General features: G+C 72.7%; 26 protein-coding genes. 10 read left to right on the top strand and 16 right to left on the bottom strand.

Going from position 1 to position 22,903, the window contains the following annotated elements; translation table 11 throughout:
- Positions 1-27: 27 nt before the first annotated feature.
- Both ACZ60J_RS01895 and nadE read right to left on the bottom strand, forming a co-directional pair.
- Positions 28-369: a hypothetical protein gene (locus ACZ60J_RS01895; protein ID WP_469678118.1), complete on the bottom strand. Its 342-nt coding sequence runs from the start codon at positions 367-369 to the stop codon at positions 28-30.
- A gap of 120 nt (positions 370-489) precedes the next feature.
- Entirely contained in the window at positions 490-1,320 is an 831-nt protein-coding gene (gene nadE / locus ACZ60J_RS01890) for an ammonia-dependent NAD(+) synthetase (RefSeq protein WP_469678116.1), read from the bottom strand.
- A gap of 138 nt (positions 1,321-1,458) precedes the next feature.
- Here nadE and ACZ60J_RS01885 point away from each other — a divergent pair, with 138 nt between their 5' ends.
- Both ACZ60J_RS01885 and ACZ60J_RS01880 read left to right on the top strand, forming a co-directional pair.
- On the top strand, positions 1,459-2,019 hold the full coding sequence (locus tag ACZ60J_RS01885) for a PadR family transcriptional regulator (RefSeq protein ID WP_469678114.1): 561 nt from the start codon (positions 1,459-1,461) through the stop codon (positions 2,017-2,019).
- Between the two features lie 91 nt (positions 2,020-2,110).
- Entirely contained in the window at positions 2,111-3,841 is a 1,731-nt protein-coding gene (locus ACZ60J_RS01880; RefSeq protein WP_469678112.1) for an acyl-CoA dehydrogenase family protein, read from the top strand.
- 90 nt (positions 3,842-3,931) lie between these two features.
- Here the strand turns inward: ACZ60J_RS01880 and ACZ60J_RS01875 are convergent, their stop codons facing one another.
- The 5 genes from ACZ60J_RS01875 to ACZ60J_RS01855 form a co-directional block, all read right to left on the bottom strand.
- Positions 3,932-5,050 (bottom strand): glycosyltransferase, encoded by a 1,119-nt coding sequence (locus ACZ60J_RS01875; RefSeq protein ID WP_469678110.1) that lies wholly within the window; start codon positions 5,048-5,050, stop codon positions 3,932-3,934.
- A gap of 188 nt (positions 5,051-5,238) precedes the next feature.
- Positions 5,239-6,072, bottom strand: a complete 834-nt coding sequence (locus ACZ60J_RS01870) for an SDR family oxidoreductase (RefSeq protein ID WP_469678108.1) — start codon at positions 6,070-6,072, stop codon at positions 5,239-5,241.
- Positions 6,073-6,255: 183 nt separating this feature from the next.
- Positions 6,256-6,795, bottom strand: a complete 540-nt coding sequence (locus tag ACZ60J_RS01865; RefSeq protein WP_469678106.1) for a GNAT family N-acetyltransferase — start codon at positions 6,793-6,795, stop codon at positions 6,256-6,258.
- A gap of 36 nt (positions 6,796-6,831) precedes the next feature.
- Positions 6,832-8,475, bottom strand: coding sequence for an MFS transporter (locus ACZ60J_RS01860; protein ID WP_469678104.1), 1,644 nt, complete (start codon positions 8,473-8,475; stop codon positions 6,832-6,834).
- Between the two features lie 103 nt (positions 8,476-8,578).
- Positions 8,579-9,580, bottom strand: a complete 1,002-nt coding sequence (locus tag ACZ60J_RS01855; RefSeq protein ID WP_469678102.1) for an NAD(P)/FAD-dependent oxidoreductase — start codon at positions 9,578-9,580, stop codon at positions 8,579-8,581.
- A 100-nt stretch (positions 9,581-9,680) separates the two neighbouring features.
- Here ACZ60J_RS01855 and ACZ60J_RS01850 point away from each other — a divergent pair, with 100 nt between their 5' ends.
- Both ACZ60J_RS01850 and ACZ60J_RS01845 read left to right on the top strand, forming a co-directional pair.
- Positions 9,681-10,304 carry a helix-turn-helix domain-containing protein gene (locus ACZ60J_RS01850; protein WP_469678100.1) on the top strand — a complete coding sequence of 208 codons (624 nt, stop codon included), beginning with the start codon at positions 9,681-9,683 and terminating at the stop codon, positions 10,302-10,304.
- Between the two features lie 94 nt (positions 10,305-10,398).
- On the top strand, positions 10,399-11,409 hold the full coding sequence (locus ACZ60J_RS01845; protein ID WP_469678098.1) for a class I SAM-dependent methyltransferase: 1,011 nt from the start codon (positions 10,399-10,401) through the stop codon (positions 11,407-11,409).
- A 27-nt stretch (positions 11,410-11,436) separates the two neighbouring features.
- Here ACZ60J_RS01845 and ACZ60J_RS01840 read toward each other — a convergent pair whose 3' ends face one another.
- Positions 11,437-12,054, bottom strand: coding sequence for a TetR/AcrR family transcriptional regulator (locus tag ACZ60J_RS01840; protein ID WP_469678096.1), 618 nt, complete (start codon positions 12,052-12,054; stop codon positions 11,437-11,439).
- A 128-nt stretch (positions 12,055-12,182) separates the two neighbouring features.
- Between ACZ60J_RS01840 and ACZ60J_RS01835 the strand changes: the two genes are divergently transcribed.
- Positions 12,183-13,646: an MFS transporter gene (locus ACZ60J_RS01835; RefSeq protein ID WP_469678094.1), complete on the top strand. Its 1,464-nt coding sequence runs from the start codon at positions 12,183-12,185 to the stop codon at positions 13,644-13,646.
- A 22-nt stretch (positions 13,647-13,668) separates the two neighbouring features.
- On the opposite strand, the gene ACZ60J_RS01830 is transcribed toward ACZ60J_RS01835, so the two are convergent.
- On the bottom strand, positions 13,669-14,790 hold the full coding sequence (locus ACZ60J_RS01830; RefSeq protein ID WP_469678092.1) for an SRPBCC domain-containing protein: 1,122 nt from the start codon (positions 14,788-14,790) through the stop codon (positions 13,669-13,671).
- 61 nt (positions 14,791-14,851) lie between these two features.
- Between ACZ60J_RS01830 and ACZ60J_RS01825 the strand changes: the two genes are divergently transcribed.
- Both ACZ60J_RS01825 and ACZ60J_RS01820 read left to right on the top strand, forming a co-directional pair.
- Positions 14,852-15,400, top strand: coding sequence for a GNAT family N-acetyltransferase (locus ACZ60J_RS01825; RefSeq protein ID WP_469678090.1), 549 nt, complete (start codon positions 14,852-14,854; stop codon positions 15,398-15,400).
- Between the two features lie 147 nt (positions 15,401-15,547).
- Complete coding sequence (locus ACZ60J_RS01820; protein ID WP_469678088.1) at positions 15,548-15,793, top strand: hypothetical protein; 246 nt, start codon at positions 15,548-15,550, stop codon at positions 15,791-15,793.
- 84 nt (positions 15,794-15,877) lie between these two features.
- On the opposite strand, the gene ACZ60J_RS01815 is transcribed toward ACZ60J_RS01820, so the two are convergent.
- Both ACZ60J_RS01815 and ACZ60J_RS01810 read right to left on the bottom strand, forming a co-directional pair.
- Entirely contained in the window at positions 15,878-16,222 is a 345-nt protein-coding gene (locus tag ACZ60J_RS01815) for an SH3 domain-containing protein (protein ID WP_469678086.1), read from the bottom strand.
- A 205-nt stretch (positions 16,223-16,427) separates the two neighbouring features.
- Complete coding sequence (locus ACZ60J_RS01810) at positions 16,428-16,793, bottom strand: PRC-barrel domain-containing protein (protein ID WP_469678084.1); 366 nt, start codon at positions 16,791-16,793, stop codon at positions 16,428-16,430.
- A gap of 222 nt (positions 16,794-17,015) precedes the next feature.
- Between ACZ60J_RS01810 and ACZ60J_RS01805 the strand changes: the two genes are divergently transcribed.
- Both ACZ60J_RS01805 and ACZ60J_RS01800 read left to right on the top strand, forming a co-directional pair.
- Positions 17,016-17,702, top strand: coding sequence for a VanZ family protein (locus ACZ60J_RS01805; RefSeq protein WP_469678082.1), 687 nt, complete (start codon positions 17,016-17,018; stop codon positions 17,700-17,702).
- A 96-nt stretch (positions 17,703-17,798) separates the two neighbouring features.
- The gene (locus ACZ60J_RS01800; RefSeq protein ID WP_469678080.1) at positions 17,799-18,866 is read left to right on the top strand and encodes a mechanosensitive ion channel family protein; all 1,068 of its coding nucleotides are present in this window, start codon (positions 17,799-17,801) and stop codon (positions 18,864-18,866) included.
- Positions 18,867-18,924: 58 nt separating this feature from the next.
- Here ACZ60J_RS01800 and ACZ60J_RS01795 read toward each other — a convergent pair whose 3' ends face one another.
- The 5 genes from ACZ60J_RS01795 to ACZ60J_RS01775 form a co-directional block, all read right to left on the bottom strand.
- Positions 18,925-19,047 (bottom strand): hypothetical protein, encoded by a 123-nt coding sequence (locus ACZ60J_RS01795; protein ID WP_469678078.1) that lies wholly within the window; start codon positions 19,045-19,047, stop codon positions 18,925-18,927.
- Between the two features lie 112 nt (positions 19,048-19,159).
- The gene (locus tag ACZ60J_RS01790) at positions 19,160-19,525 is read right to left on the bottom strand and encodes an ATP-binding protein (protein ID WP_469678076.1); all 366 of its coding nucleotides are present in this window, start codon (positions 19,523-19,525) and stop codon (positions 19,160-19,162) included.
- A 260-nt stretch (positions 19,526-19,785) separates the two neighbouring features.
- The gene (locus tag ACZ60J_RS01785; protein ID WP_469678074.1) at positions 19,786-20,742 is read right to left on the bottom strand and encodes an anti-sigma factor RsbA family regulatory protein; all 957 of its coding nucleotides are present in this window, start codon (positions 20,740-20,742) and stop codon (positions 19,786-19,788) included.
- Complete coding sequence (locus ACZ60J_RS01780; RefSeq protein WP_469678072.1) at positions 20,739-21,089, bottom strand: STAS domain-containing protein; 351 nt, start codon at positions 21,087-21,089, stop codon at positions 20,739-20,741. The genes ACZ60J_RS01785 and ACZ60J_RS01780 overlap by 4 nt, the downstream gene beginning before the upstream one ends.
- A 9-nt stretch (positions 21,090-21,098) precedes the next feature.
- Positions 21,099-22,025, bottom strand: coding sequence for a SigB/SigF/SigG family RNA polymerase sigma factor (locus ACZ60J_RS01775; protein ID WP_469678070.1), 927 nt, complete (start codon positions 22,023-22,025; stop codon positions 21,099-21,101).
- 177 nt (positions 22,026-22,202) lie between these two features.
- Here ACZ60J_RS01775 and ACZ60J_RS01770 point away from each other — a divergent pair, with 177 nt between their 5' ends.
- A complete protein-coding gene (locus ACZ60J_RS01770) occupies positions 22,203-22,793 on the top strand; it encodes a hypothetical protein (RefSeq protein WP_469678068.1) in 591 nt (196 codons plus the stop codon).
- Positions 22,794-22,903: the final 110 nt, after the last annotated feature.

The raw sequence follows: 22,903 nt of genomic DNA, 5'->3' as shown, positions 1-22,903 counted from the left end.
CAGTCAGCGAAACACGGATCGTGATGTTCAGCCCGCCTGGAGATCCGGTGGTGGGATCCGCCGGCCCCCGCCGGAACGGCCGGACGGGTGAGCGGGGCGGTGGTGCCGGTGGAGGCGGGGGAGCCTGCGGTGCCGGTGGGCCCGGCCGGGGCTGACAGGGCGGCCGGGGCTGCCGGTGCGGTCCGGCCGTCCCGTCCGGGCGCCCGGCACGGAGCCCCGTACCGTCGGCGCGGCAGCGGGTGCGGCCGCCGCGGCCGCCCGCTGCCGGCGGACGTGGAGGCGGCGCAGAGCCGTGTACAGGGCGGCAGTCGCCACGCTGGCGGCGCACCAGGCGCCGAGGATGACGAGGATCGTACTGAGGACGGCCACGGGGACTCCTCGGGTGGGAACGGCAGCGCCGGGGCGCTGCCGGGCGAGGCGGTGCTCGCCGTGACCGACCAGTACCCGGAGGAGGCGGACTTCACGCCCGCCGCCCCGACGCGGACGCCCCTACGGGGCGATCGGCAGCTGCCGCTTGTGCTCGGTCAGCCGGTAGCGGCGCACGATCGTCTCGAAGGCACGCTCCCCGACCGGCTTGCCCTCCAGGAAGTCGTCGATCTCGTCGTACGTGACACCCAGCGCGTCCTCGTCGGCCTTGCCCGGGTCGAGGGTCTCCAGGTCCGCCGTCGGCGTCTTCCAGACCAGCTCGGCCGGTGCGCCCAGGGCGTCGGCGCAGGCCCGCACCCGGCGCTTGGTCAGCCCGGTCAGCGGCACCACGTCGGCCGCGCCGTCGCCGAACTTCGTGAAGAAGCCGGAGACCGCCTCGGCGGCGTGGTCGGTGCCGACGACCAGGCCGTCGTGCGCGCCGGCCACCGCGTACTGGGCGATCATGCGCTGGCGGGCCTTGATGTTGCCCTGGACGAAGTCCTGGTGGTGGGCGTCCCGGAAGACGGTCCCGCCGGCCAGGGAGGCGGCCAGCGCGGCGTCGCTCGCCGGCTTCACGTCCACGGTCAGCACCCGGTCGGCGTTGATGAAACCGAGGGCGAGCTGTGCGTCGTGCTCGTCGGCCTGGACCCCGTAGGGCAGGCGCATGGCGTAGAAGGTCGCCTCGTGGCCGGCCGCCCGGGCCCGCTCCACGGCGAGCTGGCAGAGCCTGCCGGCCGTGGTGGAGTCCACCCCGCCGCTGATCCCGAGCACCAGGGAGCGCAGGCCCGTGGACGTGAGCCGCTCGGTGAGGAACGCCACCCGGCGCTCGATCTCCCGCTCGGCCTCGAAGTTTTCGGCCACCAGGAGCTCCCGGGCGATCTCCTGCTGCAGGGCGGTGGACGCCGGCTGGCTCACGGTTGCTCCTCATGGTGGTGCGTCGGTTCGCGGTGCGATGCGCTGTCCCGCCGACCCTAACCGAGCGCGCGGGTGAGCCGTGTCTCACCCTCGCGGCGGCGCTTGTCTATGCAACGAGTTGCATACAAAGATCAGCGCATGGCACTTGAGCACGCGATCCTCGTCTCCCTGCTGGAGCAGCCGGGGTCCGGATATGAGCTGGCCCGCCGGTTCGACCGGTCCATCGGCTACTTCTGGACCGCGACCCACCAGCAGATCTACCGCGTGCTCAGCCGCATGGAGGGCGACGGACGGCTCGACGTCCGCGACGTGCCGCAGCGGACCCGGCCGGACAAGAAGGAGTACTCCGTGACCGCGGCCGGCCGCGCGGCCCTCTCGGCCTGGCTCCACGAGCCCATCCAGGCCGACACCGTCCGCCACGAGCTCGCCGTGAAGATCCGCGGCGCGGCCTTCGACGATCCGGCCGCCCTGATCCGCGAGGTCGAGCGGCACCACCGCACGCACGCCGACCGGCTCACGCACTACCTGGCGGGCGAGCTCCGCGACTTCACCGGACCGCAGGCCCCGGCTCCGGACCCCGCCGACGCCGGGCGGGAGCTCCAGCACGTCGTGCTCCGCGGCGGCATCGCCTACGAGCGCATGCAGCTCGCCTGGCTGGAAGACGTACTGGCCACCCTCCACCGCCTGGCCTCCCCCTGACCCGGCGCCCGCGAGCAGTCTCCCGTCCCCTCTTCTCCTCCGTTTCTTCTCCTTCGTCACCCCTCATCCTCCGACCGGAAGGCGAACGCCCATGAGCGACCAGCTGCTGTTCAACCCGCGCACCTACGACCCCGCGCACTTCGACCCCGAGACCCGCCGCCTGCTGCGCGCGACCGTCGACTGGTTCGAGGAGCGCGGCAAGCGCCGGCTGATCGAGGACTACCGCACCCGCGCCTGGCTGGGGGACTTCCTTGCGTTCTCGGCGAAGGAGGGCCTCTTCGCGACCTTCCTGACCCCGGAGCCGGCCGCCGGCGCCGGCCGGGACGGGTCCGACAAGCGCTGGGACACCGCGCGCATCGCCGCCCTCAACGAGATCCTCGGCTTCTACGGGCTCGACTACTGGTACGCGTGGCAGGTCACCATCCTCGGCCTCGGCCCCGTCTGGCAGAGCGACAACGCCGCCGCCCGCGAGCGCGCCGCACAGCTCCTCGACGCGGGCGAGGTGTTCGCGTTCGGCCTGTCCGAGAAGACCCACGGCGCGGACATCTACAACACCGACATGCTGCTGGAGTCCGATGGGGCGGGCGGCTTCCGGGCCACCGGCTCGAAGTACTACGTCGGCAACGGCAACGCCGCCGGACTCGTCTCCGTCTTCGGCCGCCGCACCGACGTCGAGGGCCCGGACGGCTACGTCTTCTTCGCCGCCGACAGCCGCCACCCCGCGTACGAGGTGGTGAAGAACGTGGTCGACTCCTCCAAGTACGTCAGCGAGTTCCGCCTCACGGACTACCCGGTCGGCGCCGAGGACGTCCTACACACCGGCCGCGCCGCCTTCGACGCCGCCCTCAACACGGTCAACGTCGGCAAGTTCAACCTCTGCACCGCCTCGATCGGCATCTGCGAGCACGCGATGTACGAGGCCGTCACCCATGCCCAGGGCCGCATCCTCTACGGCCGCCCCGTCACCGCCTTCCCGCACGTGCGCCGCGAGCTGGCCGACGCGTACGTCCGCCTCGTCGGGATGAAGCTGTTCAGCGACCGCGCCGTCGACTACTTCCGCTCCGCGGGCCCCGACGACCGCCGCTACCTCCTCTTCAACCCGATGACCAAGATGAAGGTGACCACGGAGGGCGAGAAGGTCATCGACCTGATGTGGGACGTCATCGCGGCCAAGGGCTTCGAGAAGGACACCTACTTCGCCCAGGCGGCCGTCGAGATCCGCGGCCTGCCCAAGCTGGAGGGCACGGTCCACGTCAACCTGGCGCTCATCCTCAAGTTCATGCGCAACCACCTGCTGGAACCGGCCGACTACGCCCCCGTCCCGACCCGCCTCGACGCGGCCGACGACGCGTTCCTCTTCCGCCAGGGCCCGGCCCGGGGCCTGGGATCCGTACGGTTCCACGACTGGCGCCCCGCCTACGACGCGTACGCCGCCGTGCCCAACGTCGCCGTGTTCCGCGCACAGGCCGACGCCCTCTGCGCGTTCGTCGAGACGGCGGCCCCCGACGAGCAGCAGAGCCGCGACCTGGACCTCCTGCTGGCGGTCGGCCAGCTCTTCGCCCTGGTCGTGCACGGCCAGCTCGTCCTGGAACAGGCCCGCCTGACCGGTCTGGACGAGGACGTGCTCGACGAGCTGTTCGGAGTCCTCGTACGGGACTTCTCGGCGCACGCCGTCGAACTGCACGGCAAGGACTCCGCCACCGCGGAGCAGCAGGCCTGGGCCCTGGACGCGGTCCGCCGCCCGGCCGTGGACGCGGACCGCTCGGCCCGCGTGTGGGCCCGGGTGGAGTCCCTGGCGGGGGCGTACGAGATGAAGCCCTGACGCCATCGGCCCCGGCCCCGGCCCCGGCCCCGGCCCCGGCTCGGGCCGGGACCGGGCCGGTGAGGCGCCCGTCCGCGCGCCGCTCCTGTGCTAGCGGATGGCCTCGAAGGAGGCGACGAGGTCGGTGGGCGAGGGCAGCGCGTCGATCTCGGCCTGCGTGGCGGCGGCCCCCTTGCGCAGGGCCTCGTCGGCGAGCAGGCGGCCGAGCAGGGCGGCGTCCACCTCGGCGCTGGTCGCACGGAGGGAGAAGCCCAGGGCGGTGGCGGCGTCGGCGTTGATGAAGTGGTCCGCGCCCTGCGGGAGGATCAGCTGCGGGACGCCCCGGGCGGCCGCGGTGAGCATGGTGCCGGAGCCGCCGTGGTGCACGATCGCGTCCGCCGTGTCGAGCAGCTGCGCCAGGGGCACCCAGGGCAGCACCCGGACATTGTCCGGAAGCGTGCCCAGCGGGCCCAAGTCGGTGTCGCCGACGGCGAGCAGGAACTCGGCGTCGACGGACGCGGCCTCGGAGACGACCCGGGCCACCGGGTTGACGCCCGCGAACGCGGTCACCACGGTGCCCAGGGTGATGGCGATCCGGGGCCGCGCGCCGCGGGCCACGAGATCGCGCGGAACGGAGCCGCCGCCGTTGTGCGGTACGTAGCGGACGCGCCAGCCCGTGCCGTCCCCGCCCAGGGAGGCGGGTATGACGTCGAGGACGGTGTGGGTGGCCGGACCGTCCACCCCGCGGGCCGCGTACTCGTCCGCCAGCAGTCCGCCGAGCCGGCCGACCATGCCGAAGCCGGACATCACGCCGAAGTTGTGGACCACGGCCGGTATGCCGAGGGCGGCGGAGACCAGGGGCGCGGCGGCCTGGAAGGCGGCGTGGACGATGACGTCCGGCCGCCAGGAGCCGGCCAGGGCCAGCAGGTCGTCGATGGTGACCCGGCCGTGCTCGGCGAAACCGGCCGCGGCGAGCCGCTCGGTGTCGTCGGGGCTGTTGCCGTCCGAGACGAACTGGAGGTCCGAGCCGTTCTGGGCCCGCTTGAAGGCGTCCAGCAGCGTCGAGCCGTCACCGATCTCGACGGTGGGCAGACCGGCCTGCCGCATCTGGTCGTACGGGGCCGAGACCGCGAACAGCACCTGGTGCCCGGCGGCCTGAAGGGCCTGGGCGGTCGGCACCATCGGGAACAGATGGCCCACCGAGGCGGGGCCCGTGAAAAGGAAGCGCACGGTATGACTCCTTGGGTGGAGCCCTGAATTACCGCTCGCTCAGGGCTCCTTGAGGGTTCTGGCACATGCTCGAACGAACCGTCCCTCGCCTCGGTTTCCGATGAGATGGGCGAGTTTCAGACGATTCTGGCTTGCACTAGACCCTCCGGAGGCGGGCGACGTCCGTACGCCCCGGCCCGCGGTGGCCGTCAGCCCTCGGCCGGGCCCTGTACGAGGAGCCGGGCCGCGGCGTGATCGGCACGGTCCACCTCCTCCGAGGCGTCGATGTAGCCGTATGCGTCGTCACCGACGGGGATCCGCAGCGGCGTGGGGCCCTCGGCGCCGACGATGTCCAGGACCCGCGCGGCGAAGTACTCGGGCCGTCCGGTCTCGGGGCTGTCCGCGAGGCCCCGGGCCCCTTCGAGCATCTCGCGGTTGGTGACGTCGTAGGCGGGCACCCGATGGGCGGCCTCGGCCATGGAGGTGCCGTAACGCGTCGCGAACATGCCCGGTTCGACGACGGTGACGCGGATGTTGTGGGGGGCCGCCTCCATGGCGAGCGTCCGGCTCATGCCCTCGAGGGCGTGCTTCCCGGCGGTGTAGGCCGCCAGACCGGGGAAGGCGATCCGGCCCACCACGGACGAGACGTTGAGGATGTGGCCGTGCCCCTGGGCCCGCATCAGCGGCAGGACGAGCCGCGCGAGCCGCCAGGGGCCGACGACCAGGGTCTCCAGCTGATCGCGGAGTTCGGCGTCCGAGACCTCCTCGACCGCACCGAACAGACCCACGGCGGCGTTGTTGACGAGGATGTCGATGCCGCCCAGGCGTTCCACCGCGGTGCGGACGGCCTCCTCGCAGGAAGCCCCGTCCCGCAGTTCGAGCGGGACCGGGACGATGCGACCGGGCCAGGCCGCGGCCAGATCCTCCAGGTCGGCGGTCTTGCGGGCGGTGACGGCCAGTTCGTCGCCGGCCCGGGCCGCCGCGGTGGCCAGTGCGTGTCCGAGCCCCGAGGAGCATCCCGTAACCAGCCAGCGTCGTCCCATGGTTCCCCCGTGATGGCCGAGTTGCCCCGGATGATGGGGCAGTTCATGTTCGGGTCGGCTCCGGTCCGCGGTCATCCCTGCTGCGGGGGCGTGCGGAGGCGCGCAGGCGCACGTCGGGGCGCGCACGCGCCGGGCGTCGGCCCGTGACGGGGTGCGTCTCTGCATGTCTGGACGTCTGCACGTCTACGGTGCCTTGGCGCCGCCGCTCGCCCGGGCGGCGCGGCGGAGCCGGGAACGGGCCGGATCCTGGGAGGAGTGCGAGGCCGTGGCGGTGTGTTCCCGCGGGTTCGGGCGCACGAAGAGGGTGACCGTGACCTTCTCGGCGAACCCGTTGCGCCGCATCATCGCCGCCGAGGCCGCGTTGCCGCTCTCCACGTCGGTGATGATCCGTGACGCCCCCGCCGCGAAGAGCGCGGCGCAGCAGTGCTCGACCAGGGAGCTCGCCACGCCCCGGCCCCGGGCGCGTTCCTCCAGCGCGATCCACTCCAGGTAGCCCCAGTCCTCCCGCTCGTCGTAGGACAGCGACCCGAGGACGAATCCGAGCAGCCCCTCCTCGTCGCGGGCGATCCAGCAGGCGTCCGGCTGCGCGTCCCAGTGAGCGGCCACCGAGGACAGGGACCAGGAGGTGTAGGGCATCGCCTGCACGTCGAAGGACCGGTAGCCGAGGTCGAGAACGGCATCGAGGTGGGGCAGTTGCAGCGGGAGGATCTCGACTTCACTCATGCAAGGGATGATGACATAGAGGGATATATCTGCTCGTCACCTCGCGGAAAGGACGTCGGGGTCCGAGTTCGAGTTCGAGTGCGACTCCGCCTTTGCCACCGACTCCCGCGCGGGTGCCGGAACCGGCTTCTCCGGGCCGCGGGTGAGGACGTAGAGGAACAGGACGCCCATGACGGCCACCCCCGCCCACATGGCCTGCTGCCAGCCCTCGACGAAGGACTGCCGGGCGGCGTCGACGAGGGCCTGTGCCCGGGGCCCCGCACCGCCCGCGGCCGCGACGGCGTTGGCGACGCCCTCCCTCGCGGCGTCGGCGGCGCCCTGGGGGATCCCGTCGAGCCGCCCGTCGACGGCGCCGCGGTAGCCGGCCGACAGCAGCGCTCCGAGCAGGGCCACACCCAGGGCGGTGCCGAACTCGCGGGTGACGTCGTTGAGCGCGGAGGCGACGCCCTGGCGCTCCCGGGGCAGGGAGCCGGTGATGGCCTCGGTCGAGGGCGTCATCGCCAGGCCCATGCCGACGCCCATGGCGAGCATGCCGGGAAGGACCGACGGGTAGCCGCCGTCGACGGAGACGATGCCCGCCATGAGGGCGAGACCGGTGCCCGCCAGCAGGATGCCGGTCGCCATGGTCGCCCGCGCACCGATGCGCGGAGTCAGCCGGGGAGCCAGGCCGGAGGCCGCCATCATGGCCACGGCCATGGGCATGAGCGCCAGTGTGGACCTGATGCCCGACCAGCCCAGAACGGCCTGCAGGAAGGGGAAGAGCACCACGAAGATGCCCGCCTGCACGCCGAAGACCGTGAGCAGGGTGAGGGAGCCGCCGGCCAGTCCGCGCTCGCGGAACAGCCGTACGTCGAGCAGCGCGGCGTCCCGCAGCCGCAGTTCCCAGGCCACGAAGGCCACGGCGGCGAGGAGCCCGGCCGTGAGGCCGGTCAGGGTGGCGGGATCCGACCAGCCGCGCTCCGGCCCTTCCTGCAGAGCGAAGATGAGGCCGACCGCGGCGACGACGGAGGTCACTGCGCCGACGGTGTCGAAGGAGTGGCTCGGTGCCTCGCGGGAGTCGGGGACCGATCGCAGCGCCAGGGCGAGGGCCACGACGACCAGCACCAAGGGCAGGACGAAGAGGTAGCGCCAGTCGGCCACGTCGACGAGCGCGGCGGAGAGGAACATGCCGAGGATGCCGCCGCCTCCGGCGACGCCGGTCCACACGCCGATCGCCCGGCCGCGCTGCTCCTCGGGGAAGGTGGAGGTGATCACGGCGAGGGTGACGGGCATGATCATCGCGGCGCCCACACCGCTGAGCAGGCGGGCGGCGAGCATGACCTCGGCCGACGGGGCCAGCCCGGCGAGGGCGCTCGCGATGCCGAAGACGGTCAGGCCGGCGATCAGGGTGGGCTTGCGCCCCAGCCGGTCCCCGAGCGCTCCCAGCGGGAGCAGGAGCGCGGCCAGGGTCAGGGTGTAGAGGTTGATGATCCACAGGACGGTGCTCTGCGAGGCGCCGAACTCGACGGCGAGATCGGGCTGGGCGACGTTCAGCCCGGAGACCGAGGCGATGACGGCCATCAACGCGATGCACACGGTGATCAGGATGATGCGCAGACGGCGCGGGTCCGGGGCGTCCTCACTGTGGACGGCTCCGGGCGCGTCGGGGGCTGCCGCCCCTGCTGGCTGGTGCGTACTCATGGCTTCCTCTCGGAAAAGGGCATGCGGAAGGCAGCGCCGGGCCGGGTCCGGCGCTGCCGGTGGGGAGGTGTGGGGGAGGGGGCGGAGCGGGGCCCGCTCCGCGTCAGACGGTGGTGGCGGCCGCCGCGACCGCCGCGTCGGTGTCGGCGACGGCGAGGAGGGCGTTGATGTGGGCACCCGCCAGCGCCCCGGCCGCGGCCGAGGCTCCCACCTGGGCGATCGGGTCGGTGACGTTGCCGGCCACCCACACCCCCGGCACGTCGGTGGCGCCGGCCGCGCCGGAGACGAATCGGCGGCCGCCGCCGGGCAGGTCCTCCACCGGCAGACCCAGGCCCGCCAGGCCCTCGGTCCGGGCCACGAGCGTGGTCGCCACCGCGAGGACGCGGCGGGCGACGACCCGGCCGTCCGCGAGACGGACACTGCCGATGCCGCCGTCGCCGTCCCCCACGACCTCGGCGACCGGGCCGTCGACGACCTGGATGCCGCGTGCGGAGAAGCGCGTACGGGTCTCCTCGTCGAGCTCGGTGCCGTGCGTGAAATAGACGAGGTCGTCGGTGAGCTGACGGAACAGCAGGGCGTGGTGGATCGATGCGGGGCCGGTGGCGAGGACCCCGATCGGCTCGTCGCGCACCTCCCAGCCGTGACAGTACGGGCAGTGCACCACGCTGTGGCCCCAGTGCTCCGCCAGCCCGGGCAGCTCGGGCAGTACGTCGCGCAGACCGGTGGCCACCAGCAGGCGGCGCGCCGTCAGGGTCCGGCCGTCGGCCAGGGTGACGGTGAAGCGCAGGTCGCCGTCGGGGGAGGGGGCGGCGTGCTCGGCGGCGGAGACCTCCCCGGAGACGACGAGGCCGCCGTAGCGGCGTACGTCCTCGCGGCCCCGCCCGTACAGCTCCGCCGGCGGGGTGCCGTCCAGGGCGAAGAGGCCGTGCACGCCCCCGGCGGGCGCGTTGCGCGGGGTGCCGCTGTCGATCACGACGACGGAGCGGCGGGAGCGGGCGAGCATCAGCGCACCGTTCAGACCGGCGGCGCCGCCGCCGATCACCACGGCGTCGACGGTTCCGTCCGGCAGCGCGTCGGTCGCGTATGCGGTAGTCATCGCGGTCATGTCCTCGGTTTCCTTCCCGGATTTCCTTCGTGCCGGCCCGGTGGTCCTGGGCCGGCCGTCTGCACACGACGCTAACCGCGACTTGCAACACGGGCATACAATGTTGCCTATGACGCAAGAAGACGATGACCTGGACAGCCTCGTGCGCAAGCGCATCCGCGCACTGCGGGTGGCGCAGGGCTGGTCCCTGGAGGAACTGGCCGTGCGGGCGCGGCTCAGTCAGTCCACGCTCAGCCGCATCGAGAACGGTCAGCGCCGTCTGGCACTGGACAGTCTCGTCACGCTGGCCCGCGCGCTCGACACCACCTTGGACCAACTGGTGGAGACCGCGACCGACGACGTCGTCACCAGCCCGATGATCGACGCCGCCCGCGGGCAGATGCGCTGGCCGATCAAGGGCGAGCCCGGTATGACGGTCATCCGCCAGCGCATGACCGAGCCGCCGCCGGACAACCCGTCCCGCATGCGCGCGCACCCCGGGCGGGAATGGCTCGTGGTCCTGTCGGGCACCGCGATCCTCCTGCTGGGGCACCGCCGCTTCCGCATCGAGGCCAACCAGTCGGCGGAGTTCCCCACGATGCTGCCGCACGCGATCGGTGCCGAGGGGGGACCGTGCGAGATCCTGGGCATCTTCGACCGCGACGCCCGCCGCGGCCACCAGCGGGACGGCACCGCCGGCGACGCGGGAGGCGGCGGGGGCGGCGAAGGCCCTGCTCAGGGCTAGGCCGTCTTGCGCGTCCCGGGGGCGATGAGGCCATCTTCTTGCCTTAACCGCAAGACTCGATGCGGCAAGAGCATGAGCCTCCTACCGTGGAACTATGACCCACGCACAGCACACCCCCCAGCCGGGCATCGCCCACACCGGACACGGCCACGACGGGCAGGCCCACGACGGGCACGGCCCCGCAGGACACACGCACGACGAGCACGGTCACGGCGGACACGGGCACGGCAGCCAGGGGCATGCCCCCCACGGCCATGCCGGGCACGGCCGTGATCACGGCCACACCCGCCAGGACCTCGAGGCCCAGGCGGAGATCCTCGACCTGGACGCGGAGGTCCTCGCCGAGCACATCGCCGACATCACCACGTGGCTGCCCCTGGCCGAGCCCCCTCGCCACATCGTGGATCTGGGCTGCGGCACGGGAGCCGGTACCTTCGCCCTGCTCGACCGGTTCCCCGAAGCGCACGTCACGGCCGTCGACTCCTCGGCCGGACACCTGCAGCGCCTGCGGGAGAAGGCCTGCGCCCGCGGCGTCGAGGGCCGGGTCCGCACCGTGCAGGCCGACCTCGACGAAGCCGAGTGGCCCGACCTCGGCGCGCCCGACCTGGTGTGGGCCTCGGCCTCGATGCACCACATGGCCGACCCGGACCGGGCCCTGCGCACGGTCCGCGAACTGCTCGCCCCCGGCGGGCTGTTCGCCGTCGTCGAGCTGGCGGGCTTCCCCCGCTTCCTGCCCGAGGGCGCCCCCGAAGGCAGGCCCGGACTGGAAGAGCGCTGCCACACCGCGAGCGAGAGCTACCACGCCGAGCACGTACCCCACCGGGGCGCCGACTGGGGACCCAAGCTCGCCGCGGCCGGATTCCTCCTCGACGGCGACCGGGTGATCGACGTGAACATCGACGGCGCCCGCAGCGAGGCGGTCGGCGCGTACGCCCTCGGCAGCCTGCAGCGCCTGCGCGGCAGCATCGCCGAGGTCCTCCCGCCCGAGGACCTCGCCGCACTCGACCGGCTGCTCGACACCGACGGCCCCGAGAGCATCCTGCGCCGCGAGGACCTCGCCGTCCGGACCGAGCGCACCGTCTGGGCCGCACGCCGCACGAACTGATCCGGGCCGTCTGCGGCCCGGAGGGGGTCACTCCTGCGGGCGGCGCAGGAGCGGGGGAGCCGGGTGGGGGAGCGGGCTTGCCGCCGCCGGGCCCAGTCCGTCCATGACCAGGGCCACGTAGCGGCGCCAGCCCTCCTCGGCGGGGTCCATGGTCCACAGCACGCTGACCAGCATGCTCATGATCCTCTTCAGGTCGTCGGGCACCAGGTCCCCGCGGATCACGCCGGCCTGCTGCCCCCGTACCACCAGCGGGTCGAGCGCATCGAAGAACCGGGCGCTGACCTCGGCGGAGAGTACGCCTGCCTTGCGGGCGGCGGTCAGGACGTGGTGCTCGTCGGCCGCCGAGGCCAAGGCGGCCTCGAGTACGACGGTCAGGCCGTGGCGAGGATCCTCGTCGGCCAGTCCGCGGTCGATGACGGGCAGCACGTCCTGGGTGAACTGCTGGTCGATCACGGCCCGGAGCAGGGCGGCCTTGTCGGGGAAGCGGCGGAAGAGCGTGGCGATGCCCACGCCGGCCCGCCGTGCGATCTCGTCGAGCGGCGCATCGGGTCCGAGCTCGGCGTACACGTCGCGTGCCGCTCGCACGATCTTCTCGATGTTGCGCACGGCGTCGGCGCGCAGGGGTTTGGGGCTGTCGGTCGGCACGCTGCCGACAATACAACTGATAGTCGACGCTCAGATCCGGTTGACACGTCGCCCGCGGCGAACTGATAGTTGACTACTGAATATGGGGTGCGCCGACCCCCGGCACGACACCAGCTAGGACCTCTCACATGCAACAGCCGCCCACGGCCGCCCCCCGCACCGGCAAGGTGATCGCGACGCTCGCACTCGCGGGCATCGCCGCAGCCGTCATGCAGACGCTGGTCACGCCGCTGCTGGCCGACCTGCCGAACATCCTCCACACCTCCCACTCCAACTCCGCGTGGGTCGTCACGGCCACCCTCCTGGTCGCGGGCGTGTGCGTACCCATCAGCGGGCGCCTCGGCGACATGCTCGGCAAGCGCCGCATGCTCCTGGCCTGTTGCATACCGCTGATCATCGGCTCGGTGGTGTGCGCACTGGCCGGCGGCGTCGTCCAGATGATCATCGGGCGGGGCCTGCAGGGCGTCGGCATGGGCATGATCCCGCTGGGCATCGCCCTGCTCCGCGACATCCTCCCCGCCGAGAAGCTCAGTTCCTCCATCGCCCTCGTGAGCGCCTCCATGGGAATCGGCGGCGGCATCGGCCTCCCGCTCTCCGCTGCCGTCGCCCAGTACACGAGCTGGCGCTTCCTGTTCTGGGGGTCCGCGGCGCTCGCCGGCTGCGTCGCCGTCATGATCGTGGCCTTCATTCCCGACGTCCCGGCCGCCGCCAAGGGGCAGCGCTTCGACGTGATCGGTGCGCTGGGCCTCGCGGCCGGCCTGGTGTCCCTGCTGCTGTTCGTGTCCAAGGGCGCCGACTGGGGCTGGGGATCCGCCACCACCCTCGGCCTGATCGCCACCGCGGTCGTGGTCCTGGCCGCCTGGGGGTGGTTCGAATGGCGGACCACCGACCCGCTGGTCGACCTGCGCACCACGGTCCGCCCGCGCGTTCTGCTGACCAACCTCGCCTCCGTCTCCATCGGCTTCGGCATGTACGCGAGCATGCTGGTCATCCCGCAACTGCTGCAGTTCCCCGCCGCCACCGGCTACGGCCTGGGCCAGTCCATGCTGGCGGCCGGCATGTGGATGCTGCCCGGCGGGCTGATGATGATGGCCGTGTCCCCCCTCGGGGGCAAGCTCACCAACCTCCACGGCCCGAAGCTCACCCTCGTCTGCGGAGCGCTCGTCCTGGCCGCCGGTTACGGCGTCGCGCTGCTCTTCTCCGGAACGGCCGTCGGACTGATGGCCGCCGTCATGGTCATCAACAGCGGTGTCGCCCTCGCCTACGGAGCCATGCCCGCCCTGATCATGAGTGCAGTGCCCCTGACGGAAACCGGCGCCGCCAACGGCTTCAACGCCCTCATGCGCTCCCTGGGCACCTCCGTCGGAGCCGCCGTCGTCGGTGTCGTCCTGGCCCGGATGACCACCACGGCGGGCGGATTCACCTTCACCTCCGAGGCGGGCTTCCGCACCGGCCTGCTCATGGGTGGCGGCTTCGCCCTGCTGTCCGGGGCCATTGCCGCCCTCATTCCCGCCCTCCGGCCGCAGCAGCTCGAACTGCGGGACCAGGCGGGGCCCACGACCGAAACCGCCCCCACCTCGGTGAGCAACTAGCGGGGTACGCCACCGCGTCGCTTCACGGGGCCGTCTCGAGGTACGACGCCAGGTGGGCCAGTGAGGAGGCGATGCCCGCCTCGTGGTCCGCCTGGTCGATGCCGGGCGGAACGCCGGTGGCGGTGACGGTCACCTCGGTGCCCCCGTCGGCGGCGGCGAGGTGCCAGGTCATCGTCATGGTGCCGGCGTACGAGGGGTCGTCGGAATCGAACACGGCCTGCTGCACCACGCGTTCCGAGGGCATCAGGCCGGTGAACCAGACGTCGACGACGTCGGTCGCGTCCGAGGTCTTGCCGGGGCCCTCGGCGGGATCGAGGGCGGCGTCGAGGTGGTCGAGGTAGGTGAGGACCATCCGGAACCCGCCGCCCGGCCGCGGGTCCCACCGCTCGATCCGCCCGCTCATCCCGTCCGGCGGGAGCCAGGCTTCGAGGGACGCGCGGTCGAGGAGGGCGGCGTAGACGGCCGCCGGCGGCGCCGCGACCGTCCGGGCGGCGCGATCGGTCCTGTCGGCCCCGTCGGCGGACCGGTCCCCGGGCCCGCCCCGCTCCGCCGGCGCGTCCTCTGCACGGGCGTCGAGAGTGCGCAGATGGGCGGTCACCGCCGCCGTGGTGCGCTGCGCGTCCCGGCTGGCCAGGAGGTCCAGCAGTGCCCCGCGCAGGACCGAGAGCAGCAGGGTGCGCTCGGCGAGGCCCTCGGGCGTGTCGCGCCGGGCCGGCGGCTGGGCGGCGGCGAAGACCTCCAGCCAGTCGGCGATCGTCCGCTCCGCGAACCCCGCCCAGGGCCCGGTGCCGCCGCCCAGCGAGCGCGCATAGCCCTCGACCCAGAGGGTGAGGAGCTTGCGGTGTCCAGGATCGGCGAGCCAGCCCCACACCAGCTCTCCCGTGCGCGCGAGCCCGTGTTCCGGCCGGGCCCGGTGCACGGCTTCGAGCATGTCCGTCTCGTCCTGCCGGGCCCGCGCGAGCAGCGCCTGCACCAGCGCGTCCTTGCTGCCGAACAGGAAGAGGAGTACGCGCGGACTGCTGCCGATCGCCTCGGCCAGGGGGCGCAGGGACATGTCCGCCAGCCCGTGGTCGAGCACGTGGGCGTAGGCCAGCTCCAGGAGCTGCTGCTTGCGGGCGGAGTCGGCGCGGTCGGAAGGGGTCACCCGGACATTATGCTTTACTGAAACAGTCGTTTCAGTGCGAGGATTCGGAGAGAGGTTCCCCATGAACGAGGTCCGTGCGGTGATCCGGCCGCTGGGGGAGCCGGGCGATCTCGGCTGGGTGGTGATGGCCCACGGTGAGCAGTACGCGAAGGAATTCGGCTGGGACATCAGCTTCGAGGCCCTGGTCGCACGGATCGCCGCGGATTACGCCGCCGGCCACGATCCCGCCCGCGAGGCGGCCTGGATCGCCGAACTGGACGGGCGCCGGGTCGGCAGCGTGTTCTGCGTGGCCCACGAAGACGCCGAGGATGCCGAGGGCGCGGAAGGCGCGGAAGGCGGCGAGGGCGCCGCGCGCACCGCCAAACTGCGGATCCTCCTGGTCGACCCCGCCGCCCGTGGTCACCGCCTGGGCTCGCGCCTGGTCGCGCAGTGCGTGGACTTCGCCCGCGAGGCGGGATACGAGCGGATCCGGCTGTGGACCAACGACGTCCTCGCGGCCGCACGCGGGATCTACCTGTCCGCCGGCTTCCGGCTCGTGGAGGAGGAGCCGCACCACAGTTTCGGCGCCGATCTGATCGGCCAGGTCTACGAACTCGACCTGTCGGCCTGACGGCCCTCCCGTTCCGGAGCAACTCGGCTGTGTGGTAGGCGCGTTGCGGGGTATCCGCGCAGCACGCCCGACAGGCAGACGCCGCAGGGGCGCACGTCACCCGGCCGGCCCGCGGGCGGGCGGAGTACTCGAAGGAAGGGAACCGCGATGACGACGACCGGATTGCACGCAATGAAGACCCTCCCCGGCGCACAGGCGCTCCGCCGACAGGCCGTCCGGACCCGGAAGGAGCTCGGCCGCCTCGTGGAGGACGGAAAGCTCGACTCCGCACGGGGCAAGGCCGTGCGGGCCGCGACCACGGTACGGAGCCACCGGACCGCGTGGATCACCGGCGTCGGAGTACTGGCGGCGGCCCTGGTGGCCCGTCGCAGCCGCCGGGCACGGCGCGGTTGAGCCCCGGCGCCCGTGACGCGAAGGGAGCGGCCCCCCGGTCAAGGGGGCCGCTCCCTTCGCGTCATGTCACCACGTGGCGCGCTCTCAGCAGGGGCGGACCGGCTGGAGGTTGTGGACGTAGCGGGCCGAGACCCAGCCCTTCGAGCCGTGGAGGCGGTACCAGACCGGGTTGCCGTCCACCCAGCCCCCGCGCTTCTGGCACACCAGGAGCACCCGCTCGTTCGGATGCAGCTTCTTCACCACGTCCGAGTACACGGTCGGCTTCTCGCGGACGTTGAGCGGTGCGCGCGTTTCGACCACGCCCACGGGGCCGGACCTGCCCTGGCCGTGACCGGCGGAGAGCCCGTCGGCCGCCCAGCCGGCCGTGCTCAGCGGCCCGATCAGCACTCCGGCCGCCAATGCGTACGTCAGCAATGCCTTCTTCACCATCGGATCCACTCTCTCCCTCTGTCGCCCGGGCGCGGGGTCGGCAGCCCGTGCGGCCGACCGCCCCGACTGCCCCGACCGACTATCCACCGCCCGGGCGGTGGATGACCGGCGGCCCGGAGGGAACACGCCCCCGTTGCTCCGTATGGCCCAGAGCCGTGTGCCCCGACCGGTCACGAGGAGAGCTCCGCGCCGGTCCGCCCACGGGTCAGATGATGCGGCCGCCGAAGCCGCCGATGGAGTAGTAGGTCCCGATCTCCTCGCGGTACCCGACGTCGTCCAGGTGCTTCTCGCGGTGGAACTCCGGGGCGTTCTTGATCTGCTCCTTGGTGCCGTCGACGTAGATCGTCTCCCGGTTCGCATCGACGATGATCACGGTGCTCGCCGGGAGCAGCACTTCCTTGCCGAAGATCCAGATCCCTGTGTCCACGACCAGGTAGGCGTCACCGACCTCGTCGGAGTGCTTGTCGACCTTGCCGATGCTGCCGTCGGTCGCCTCGACCGTGTAGCCGATCAGATCGGTGCCGGTCAGGTGGCCCGCGGTCGACCTGTAGGTCCACACATGCTCAGTCACGCGAAACATCTCCTTCGCCAGACGGGGGGCGGCGGGGCAGTGCCGGCCGGCCCTCTCTTCCGATGTCGTACGCGGCGCCGACGGCGCCCCGCCCGGACTCGCCTGCCCGGGCTCCGGGCCTTCATTCGCCTGTGTAGCAACGACGTTGAGACGACGGGCCGGTCCGAATCCGGCCCTCCCGCCGGGCGCGTACCGGACCGTGCGCAGGGCAGACGAGCCGCCATGACATGGAGACAAGCGCTGCGGCGCGATGAGAGCCCCGAGACCGGGCCCGTGGCGGCCGTCCGGCAACGACCCCGTCCGGCGCACCCGGTCGTCCGGGCGCTGGCCATGGTGGCCGCCTTCGTCGGGACCGTGCTGTTCAGCGTGGTGCTGGCACGGCTCACGCTGGAACCTTCGGTCGCCTCGGTGGACCTGGTGCACAGCAACGTCCGGCCCGGCCACTCGATCAACGCCTACCTGGACGGCGCGTCCACGGCCCAGGCAGTGCGCCAGTTGGGCGGGAACCTGCTGCTCGGCCTGCCGTTCGGTGTGCTCCTGCCCGTCCTCATGCCCCCGGCCCGAGGGCTGCTGCGGGTCGCCGCGGTGACGGTGTGTCTCATGACGCTGGTGGAGCTGATCCAGGGCGCCCTCGTCACGGGACGTGTCTTCGACATCGACGACGTCATCCTCAACACCACCGGAGCCCTCCTCGGCTACCTGCTGATCGGCCGCCGCCTGGGCCGGGCCGTGCACCCCCGCCGCAGGCACTGGTGGCACCGCCGCCCCCGGCAAGGCACCCAGGCGCCCGCCCCCACCCCCGCCCCCACCCCCACGCCCGCGCCGACGCCGCTCGCGAAGCCGCCGACGAAGCCGATCGCGAAGCCGAGCCGCGCGGGCTGGCGCAAGGCCTTCCAGCGCGGCAACTGACCCCCGCCCCAGCCGGGCGGCCGGCCTCCCCGTGTCAGGTCCCTGCCGTGGGGCAGGCGCGGGGATGTCCGTGCCGCTTCCACCCACTGGGGACACATGAACAGCGCCCTTCGCCTCCTGGCCCTCCTGGGGGCCTCGATCCTGCTCACCGCCGCGGCCGGCTGGGCCGTCGACCGACTGCTCCGCCGCGCCGGCGCACGTCACCCCGAAACGCCCTTGTGGAACCTGCTGCGCCGCTGCCGCCACGCCCTGCAGATCGTCCTGCTCGCCGCACTGCTCCAGGGCGCCCGCCGGCACACGGCGTGGCCTCCGCTGCGGGACAACGCGGCCGCCACGGGCCGGATCCTCTCGCTCGCCCTGATCGGCGCCGGGGCCTGGCTGATCGTGGCCGTGGCCTCCGCCGCCGTCGAGTCGGGGTACGCCCGCTACGCCACCGGCACCCGCGACCCGGCCCGCGTACGCCGGGTCCGTACCCAGGTGACGCTGATCACGAGGGTCGTGACGGTCGTCGTGGCGGTGATCGCGGGCGCCGCGATGCTGCTCACCTTCCCGAGCTTCCGCGCGCTCGGCACCTCTCTCCTCGCCTCCGCCGGGATCATCGGCATCGTGGCGGGCGTGGCGGCCCAGTCCACCCTCGGCAACCTCTTCGCCGGCTTCCAGATCGCCTTCGGCGACATGGTGCGCATAGGCGACACGGTCGTGGTCGCGGGCGAGTGGGGAGTGGTCGAGGAGATCACCCTCACGTTCCTCGCCGTACGGACCTGGGACGAACGCCGCATCACCATGCCGGTCTCCTACTTCACCACCAGGCCGTTCGAGAACTGGTCGCGCGGCGGAGTCCAGATGACCGGCACGGTCTTCCTCCACTGCGACCACGGCGCACCCGTGGACCTCCTGCGGGACAAGGTCCACGAGATCCTGCACGCCTGCCCGCAGTGGGACGGCCGGGGCTGGGACCTCGCCGTCACGGAGACGACGCCTTCCACCATCGTGGTGCGGGCCATCGTCACGGCCAAGGACGCCGACGACCTGTGGACGGTGCGCTGCGCCGTACGGGAGCAGCTGATCGCCTGGCTGGCGGAGAAGCACCCTGGCGCCCTGCCCCGCATCCTGGTGGACCCGGCTCGGCCGGTGCACGGCACGGCCGGCGGGCGCTCCCACTGAGGGAACTCCCCGGCGGGCAGCACCCGTACGGGGCGGTCACGACCGTACGGACGTGCTCCTACCGGTGCCGGACGAGGGTGTGCACGAGGACGATCAGCGCGAAGGCGATGACGAGCAGGTGCACCCAGGACGGGCCGATCGCCGGGGCGAAGGACAGGGAGGTGAACTGATGAGAGGTCATGACGCGCTCCTGCCCCCGGATGCCCGATCGACGCCCTCCCTCGCGGGACGGCCGGGGGCCGCCCGGCGGCAGGAGCGGGCCGGGAGCCGGCCCGGGGGCGGGTCCGGCTCCGTCAGCGCGGTGCGGGCTTGCCGGACACCAGCCGGGAGGCCGCGATCTCGGCCCAGACGGCCTTGCCGTGCTCGTGCGGCTGCGTGCCCCAGCTGTCGGACAGGCGCTCCACGATGTGCAGACCGTGCCCGCCGGGCATGCCGCGCCGCGGGGCCGGGTGGAGCAGGGGCAGGTCCGTCGTACCGTCGAAGACCTCGATGCGCAGCGATGCGCCGGACGTGAGCACGAGCTCCCGGCAGCCGTCCGCGTGCAGGGAGGCGTTGGTCAGCAGCTCGGACACGAGGAGCAGGGCGTCCTCGGCCGTCTCCGTTCCGTCCCAGCCCCAGTCGTGCAGGGCCCGGCGCGTGAAGTCGCGTCCCTTGGCCACCGCGCCCCCGACGCCCGCCAGTGCGAGGCGACGCCTTTGGCCTCCGCCGGGAAGGCCGCCGGGAAGGCCGCCGTTCACTGGGTCTCCCGTCTTCGGTCCGATGGTCTCCACCGTGCTCTCGCACCCCCGTGCCGACGCTGCTTCGTTCGCTGCTCCCGGGACCGCACGACGAGGTCGTGGTCGGGTCCCGGACTGTTCGTATGCCCCCGAGCGGCCCGAGGACACCTGGGCCCGCCCACGAGTGTAGGTGACCTCGGGTGTCAGGGCGTTGCCATGTGGAGCCGCAGGGTGAAGCCGTCGTCCACGGCCCGGATCTCGACGAGATCGCAGAGCTGGTGGATCATCCACAGGCCGCGGCCGCCGTTCGCCGAAGCGAGGGAGGGGCGGCGGCGGCCCGCCAGGGGGTCGGCCAGACGGCCGCCGTCACGGATCTCGGCGACGACCTCCGCCCGTGCACCGCCGCTGGTCCACAGGCGCAGCATGCCCTTCCCGCCCCCGTGGGACAGGGAGTTGGCCGCGGCCTCGCTGACGGCCAGCACCAGGTCGCCGCGGCGGGCCGCGCCCAGAGCGGTCCCGCGGGCCCAGGCGTCGGCGTACTCGCGCACCTCGGCCAGTCCGCCGTGGGCGTACGCGAACCGGGGCGGCTCGCCCTCGGGTTCGGACAGCGGCAGGTCGCAGTCCGCCGAGACCCGCACGGCGTCGGTGTACGCCGGGCTCGGCAGGTCCAGGCCCCCCTCGATGACGGTGGGGTGCGTGCGCCGGGCACCGGCCAGCACGTCGGGCGCGAGCCCCCGTACGTCGTACGGGCACAGGACCGTGGCGGGCCGGCCGGCGAAGGCCGCGTTGATGAGGGCCTCGTGCCGGGTGGCCTCCAGGACCTCGGCGGGGGAGCGGCCGGGCCAGATCGGCTCTCCGACGATCCGGACCGCCCGGCTGACGTGCAGGTCGGCGAAATCCTGCAGGCCGGCCAGGATGCGGCCGGGATTGCGCCCCAGTTCGCCCATGTCCGTCCAGGTGACCGCGGACGCGCTGTCGCCGAGGCTCTCGCGCAGGGCGTCCAGGTGCGGGCCCGGTACCGCGACGAGCACCGGTTCACCGGCCGACACGGCGGTGCGCACGAAGCCGCCCACCCTGGACACGTACGCGTCGAGGTCCTCGTAGAAGAGGGCGGGGTGGACGAAGGCCCCGGGCTCGGCGGGCGCAGGAACAGTGATCATGCTGCGACCTCCAGCGCGGCGCATTCCTCCGGGAACATCTCCACGACCCTGCGGAGCGAGTACGGCGGGTCGTGGAGGAGCAGGCGCCGCCCCTGCCCGCCGAGGGCGGCCGCGGCCCGTACGAGGGCGGCGACCGCGGTCGTGTCCAGGAAGACCACGGCGGAGAGGTCGAGGTGGACGACGGGTCCGGGAACCGCGGTCACGGCGCCGAGCGCGGCGGACAGGCACGGCCGGGTGTCGAGGTCGCAGCTGCCGCTCAGACGCGCCCCGGCCCGTTCCTGCCATGGACGGGCGGTGAGCGGCGCTCGCGCGCCCGCTCCCGCCTCCGCGCCCGATGGGGGGTTCATGGTCCGTTCCTACACCGCGAGCATGCCGTCGCGCAGCCGTGCCAGCGTGCGGGACAGGATGCGGGAGACCTGCATCTGGGAGACGCCGAGCGCGGCGCCGATCTCCGCCTGGGTCTTCTCCTGCCCGAAGCGCATCTGCAGGATGAGCCGGTCGCGTTCGTCCAGCTGCTCCAGCAGGGGGGCGAGGGTGTGGAAGTCCTCGAAGAGTTCCATGCCGGGATCGACGGAGCCGTGGCGCTCCGCCGCCGACCGGGTGGTCCGGCCCGCCGCGGGCGAAGCGTCCCCGTCCACGGGGGTGGCGTCGAGGGAACTGCTCGTGTAGCCGTTCGCGGCCACCAGCCCCTCTATGACCTCCTCCTCGGACAGCTCCAGGTGGGCGGCGATCTCCTTGACCGTCGGCGCCCTGCCCAGGACGTCGCTCAGGGCGTCCTGGGCCTTGGCGAGTTCCGTCCGCAGCTCCTGCAGCCGGCGCGGTACGTGCACGGCCCACGTGGTGTCGCGGAAATAGCGCTTGATCTCACCCGTGATGTACGGGAGAGCGAGGGTGGAGAACTCGACCTCGCGCTCCGTGTCGTAGCGGTCGATGGCCTTGATCAGGCCGATCGTCCCCACCTGGATGATGTCCTCCATGTCGAGACCGCCGCCGAGCACCCGGGCACGGAAGCGTCGCGCGGCGAACTGGACCAGGGACAGGTTCATCTCGATGAGCGTGTTGCGCGTGTACTGGTACTCGCGCGTCCCCTCTTCCAAGGTGCGCAGCCGCGCGAAGAAGAGCCGCGAGAGCTCCCGGGCGTCACCAGGGGCCATCTCCCGGGCGTTCTCCACCTGGAACAGGTCCGCGTCCTGCGCGGGCGCTTCCGCGGGCTCCAGTTCCCCCACGGGTACTTCTGCGTCTGCTGCACGCGTGGGGCCTACAACGGTGGCCGAGCGATACATGGTGGCCGCTCCCTCCCGATTGACTGACGGCTGCCGGGGGCGCTTCTGCCCCGCCTCAAAGGGTCTACACACCTCGACGCCAAATTCTTTTCCGGGACGTCTCTGCCGGTCAATTCCGGGACGTCCCCGCCGACGGGCGCCTGCGGTGGGCAGGGGGCCGCTGGATAGCGTGGGGGCATGGCGATGACGGGTAAGCAGCGGGTCCTGTACCGGCAGGGCAGCGGGTTCTGGCGGATGACGGCGAAGTGGGCCCTGTTCTTCGGAGCCGTGTCCCTGCTGGACGGCGGACTGCTCCGGTCGTGGGACCACGCCCTGATCTGGCCGATCATCGGGATCCTGCTGTGGGCACCGTTCGGAATCGGCGTCTTCTGGTACCCGAAGAAGGACCAGCGGATCGAGCTGACGGCCCGTGAACTGCGAGTGCGGCGCAAGCGGCTGTCCATGGAGAAGGTGAACCTGCTGCACGTGGCGCACCTGTGGCTGGACGGGCGGTCCACCGCGGACGCCGAGCCGGTGTCGGCATGGACGGCGTCCGAGCGCTGGGTCTGGGTCCCGCTGCGCGACGGCCGGGCCTTCATGCTGGAGTTCCGCGACCCGGCCGCATTCGCCAAGGTCTTCGGGGCCTTCGCGGTCGCGGCGTGCGGCGGGCCCGACATCGTCCGCGCCAGGGCCGCGGCGGAAACGTACCCGGATCCGCGCCCCGTGCGGCCCCGCCGCTCCTCGGACGAATCGGGCTCCTGGCTGTACCTCCTGGACGCCTTCGAGTGAGAGCCCGAGGCGCAGGGCAGGCGGAGCCGGCAGGGAAGCCAGGCAGGAGAGCCTGGCCGGGAGGCTGCGGCGCCGGAGCGAGGAGCAGGCATACTCCCCTGGGAAGAACG

It is taken from the genome of Streptomyces sp. NPDC104226 (assembly GCF_055584085.1).
This window is presented reverse-complemented; position numbering and strand designations above follow the sequence as displayed.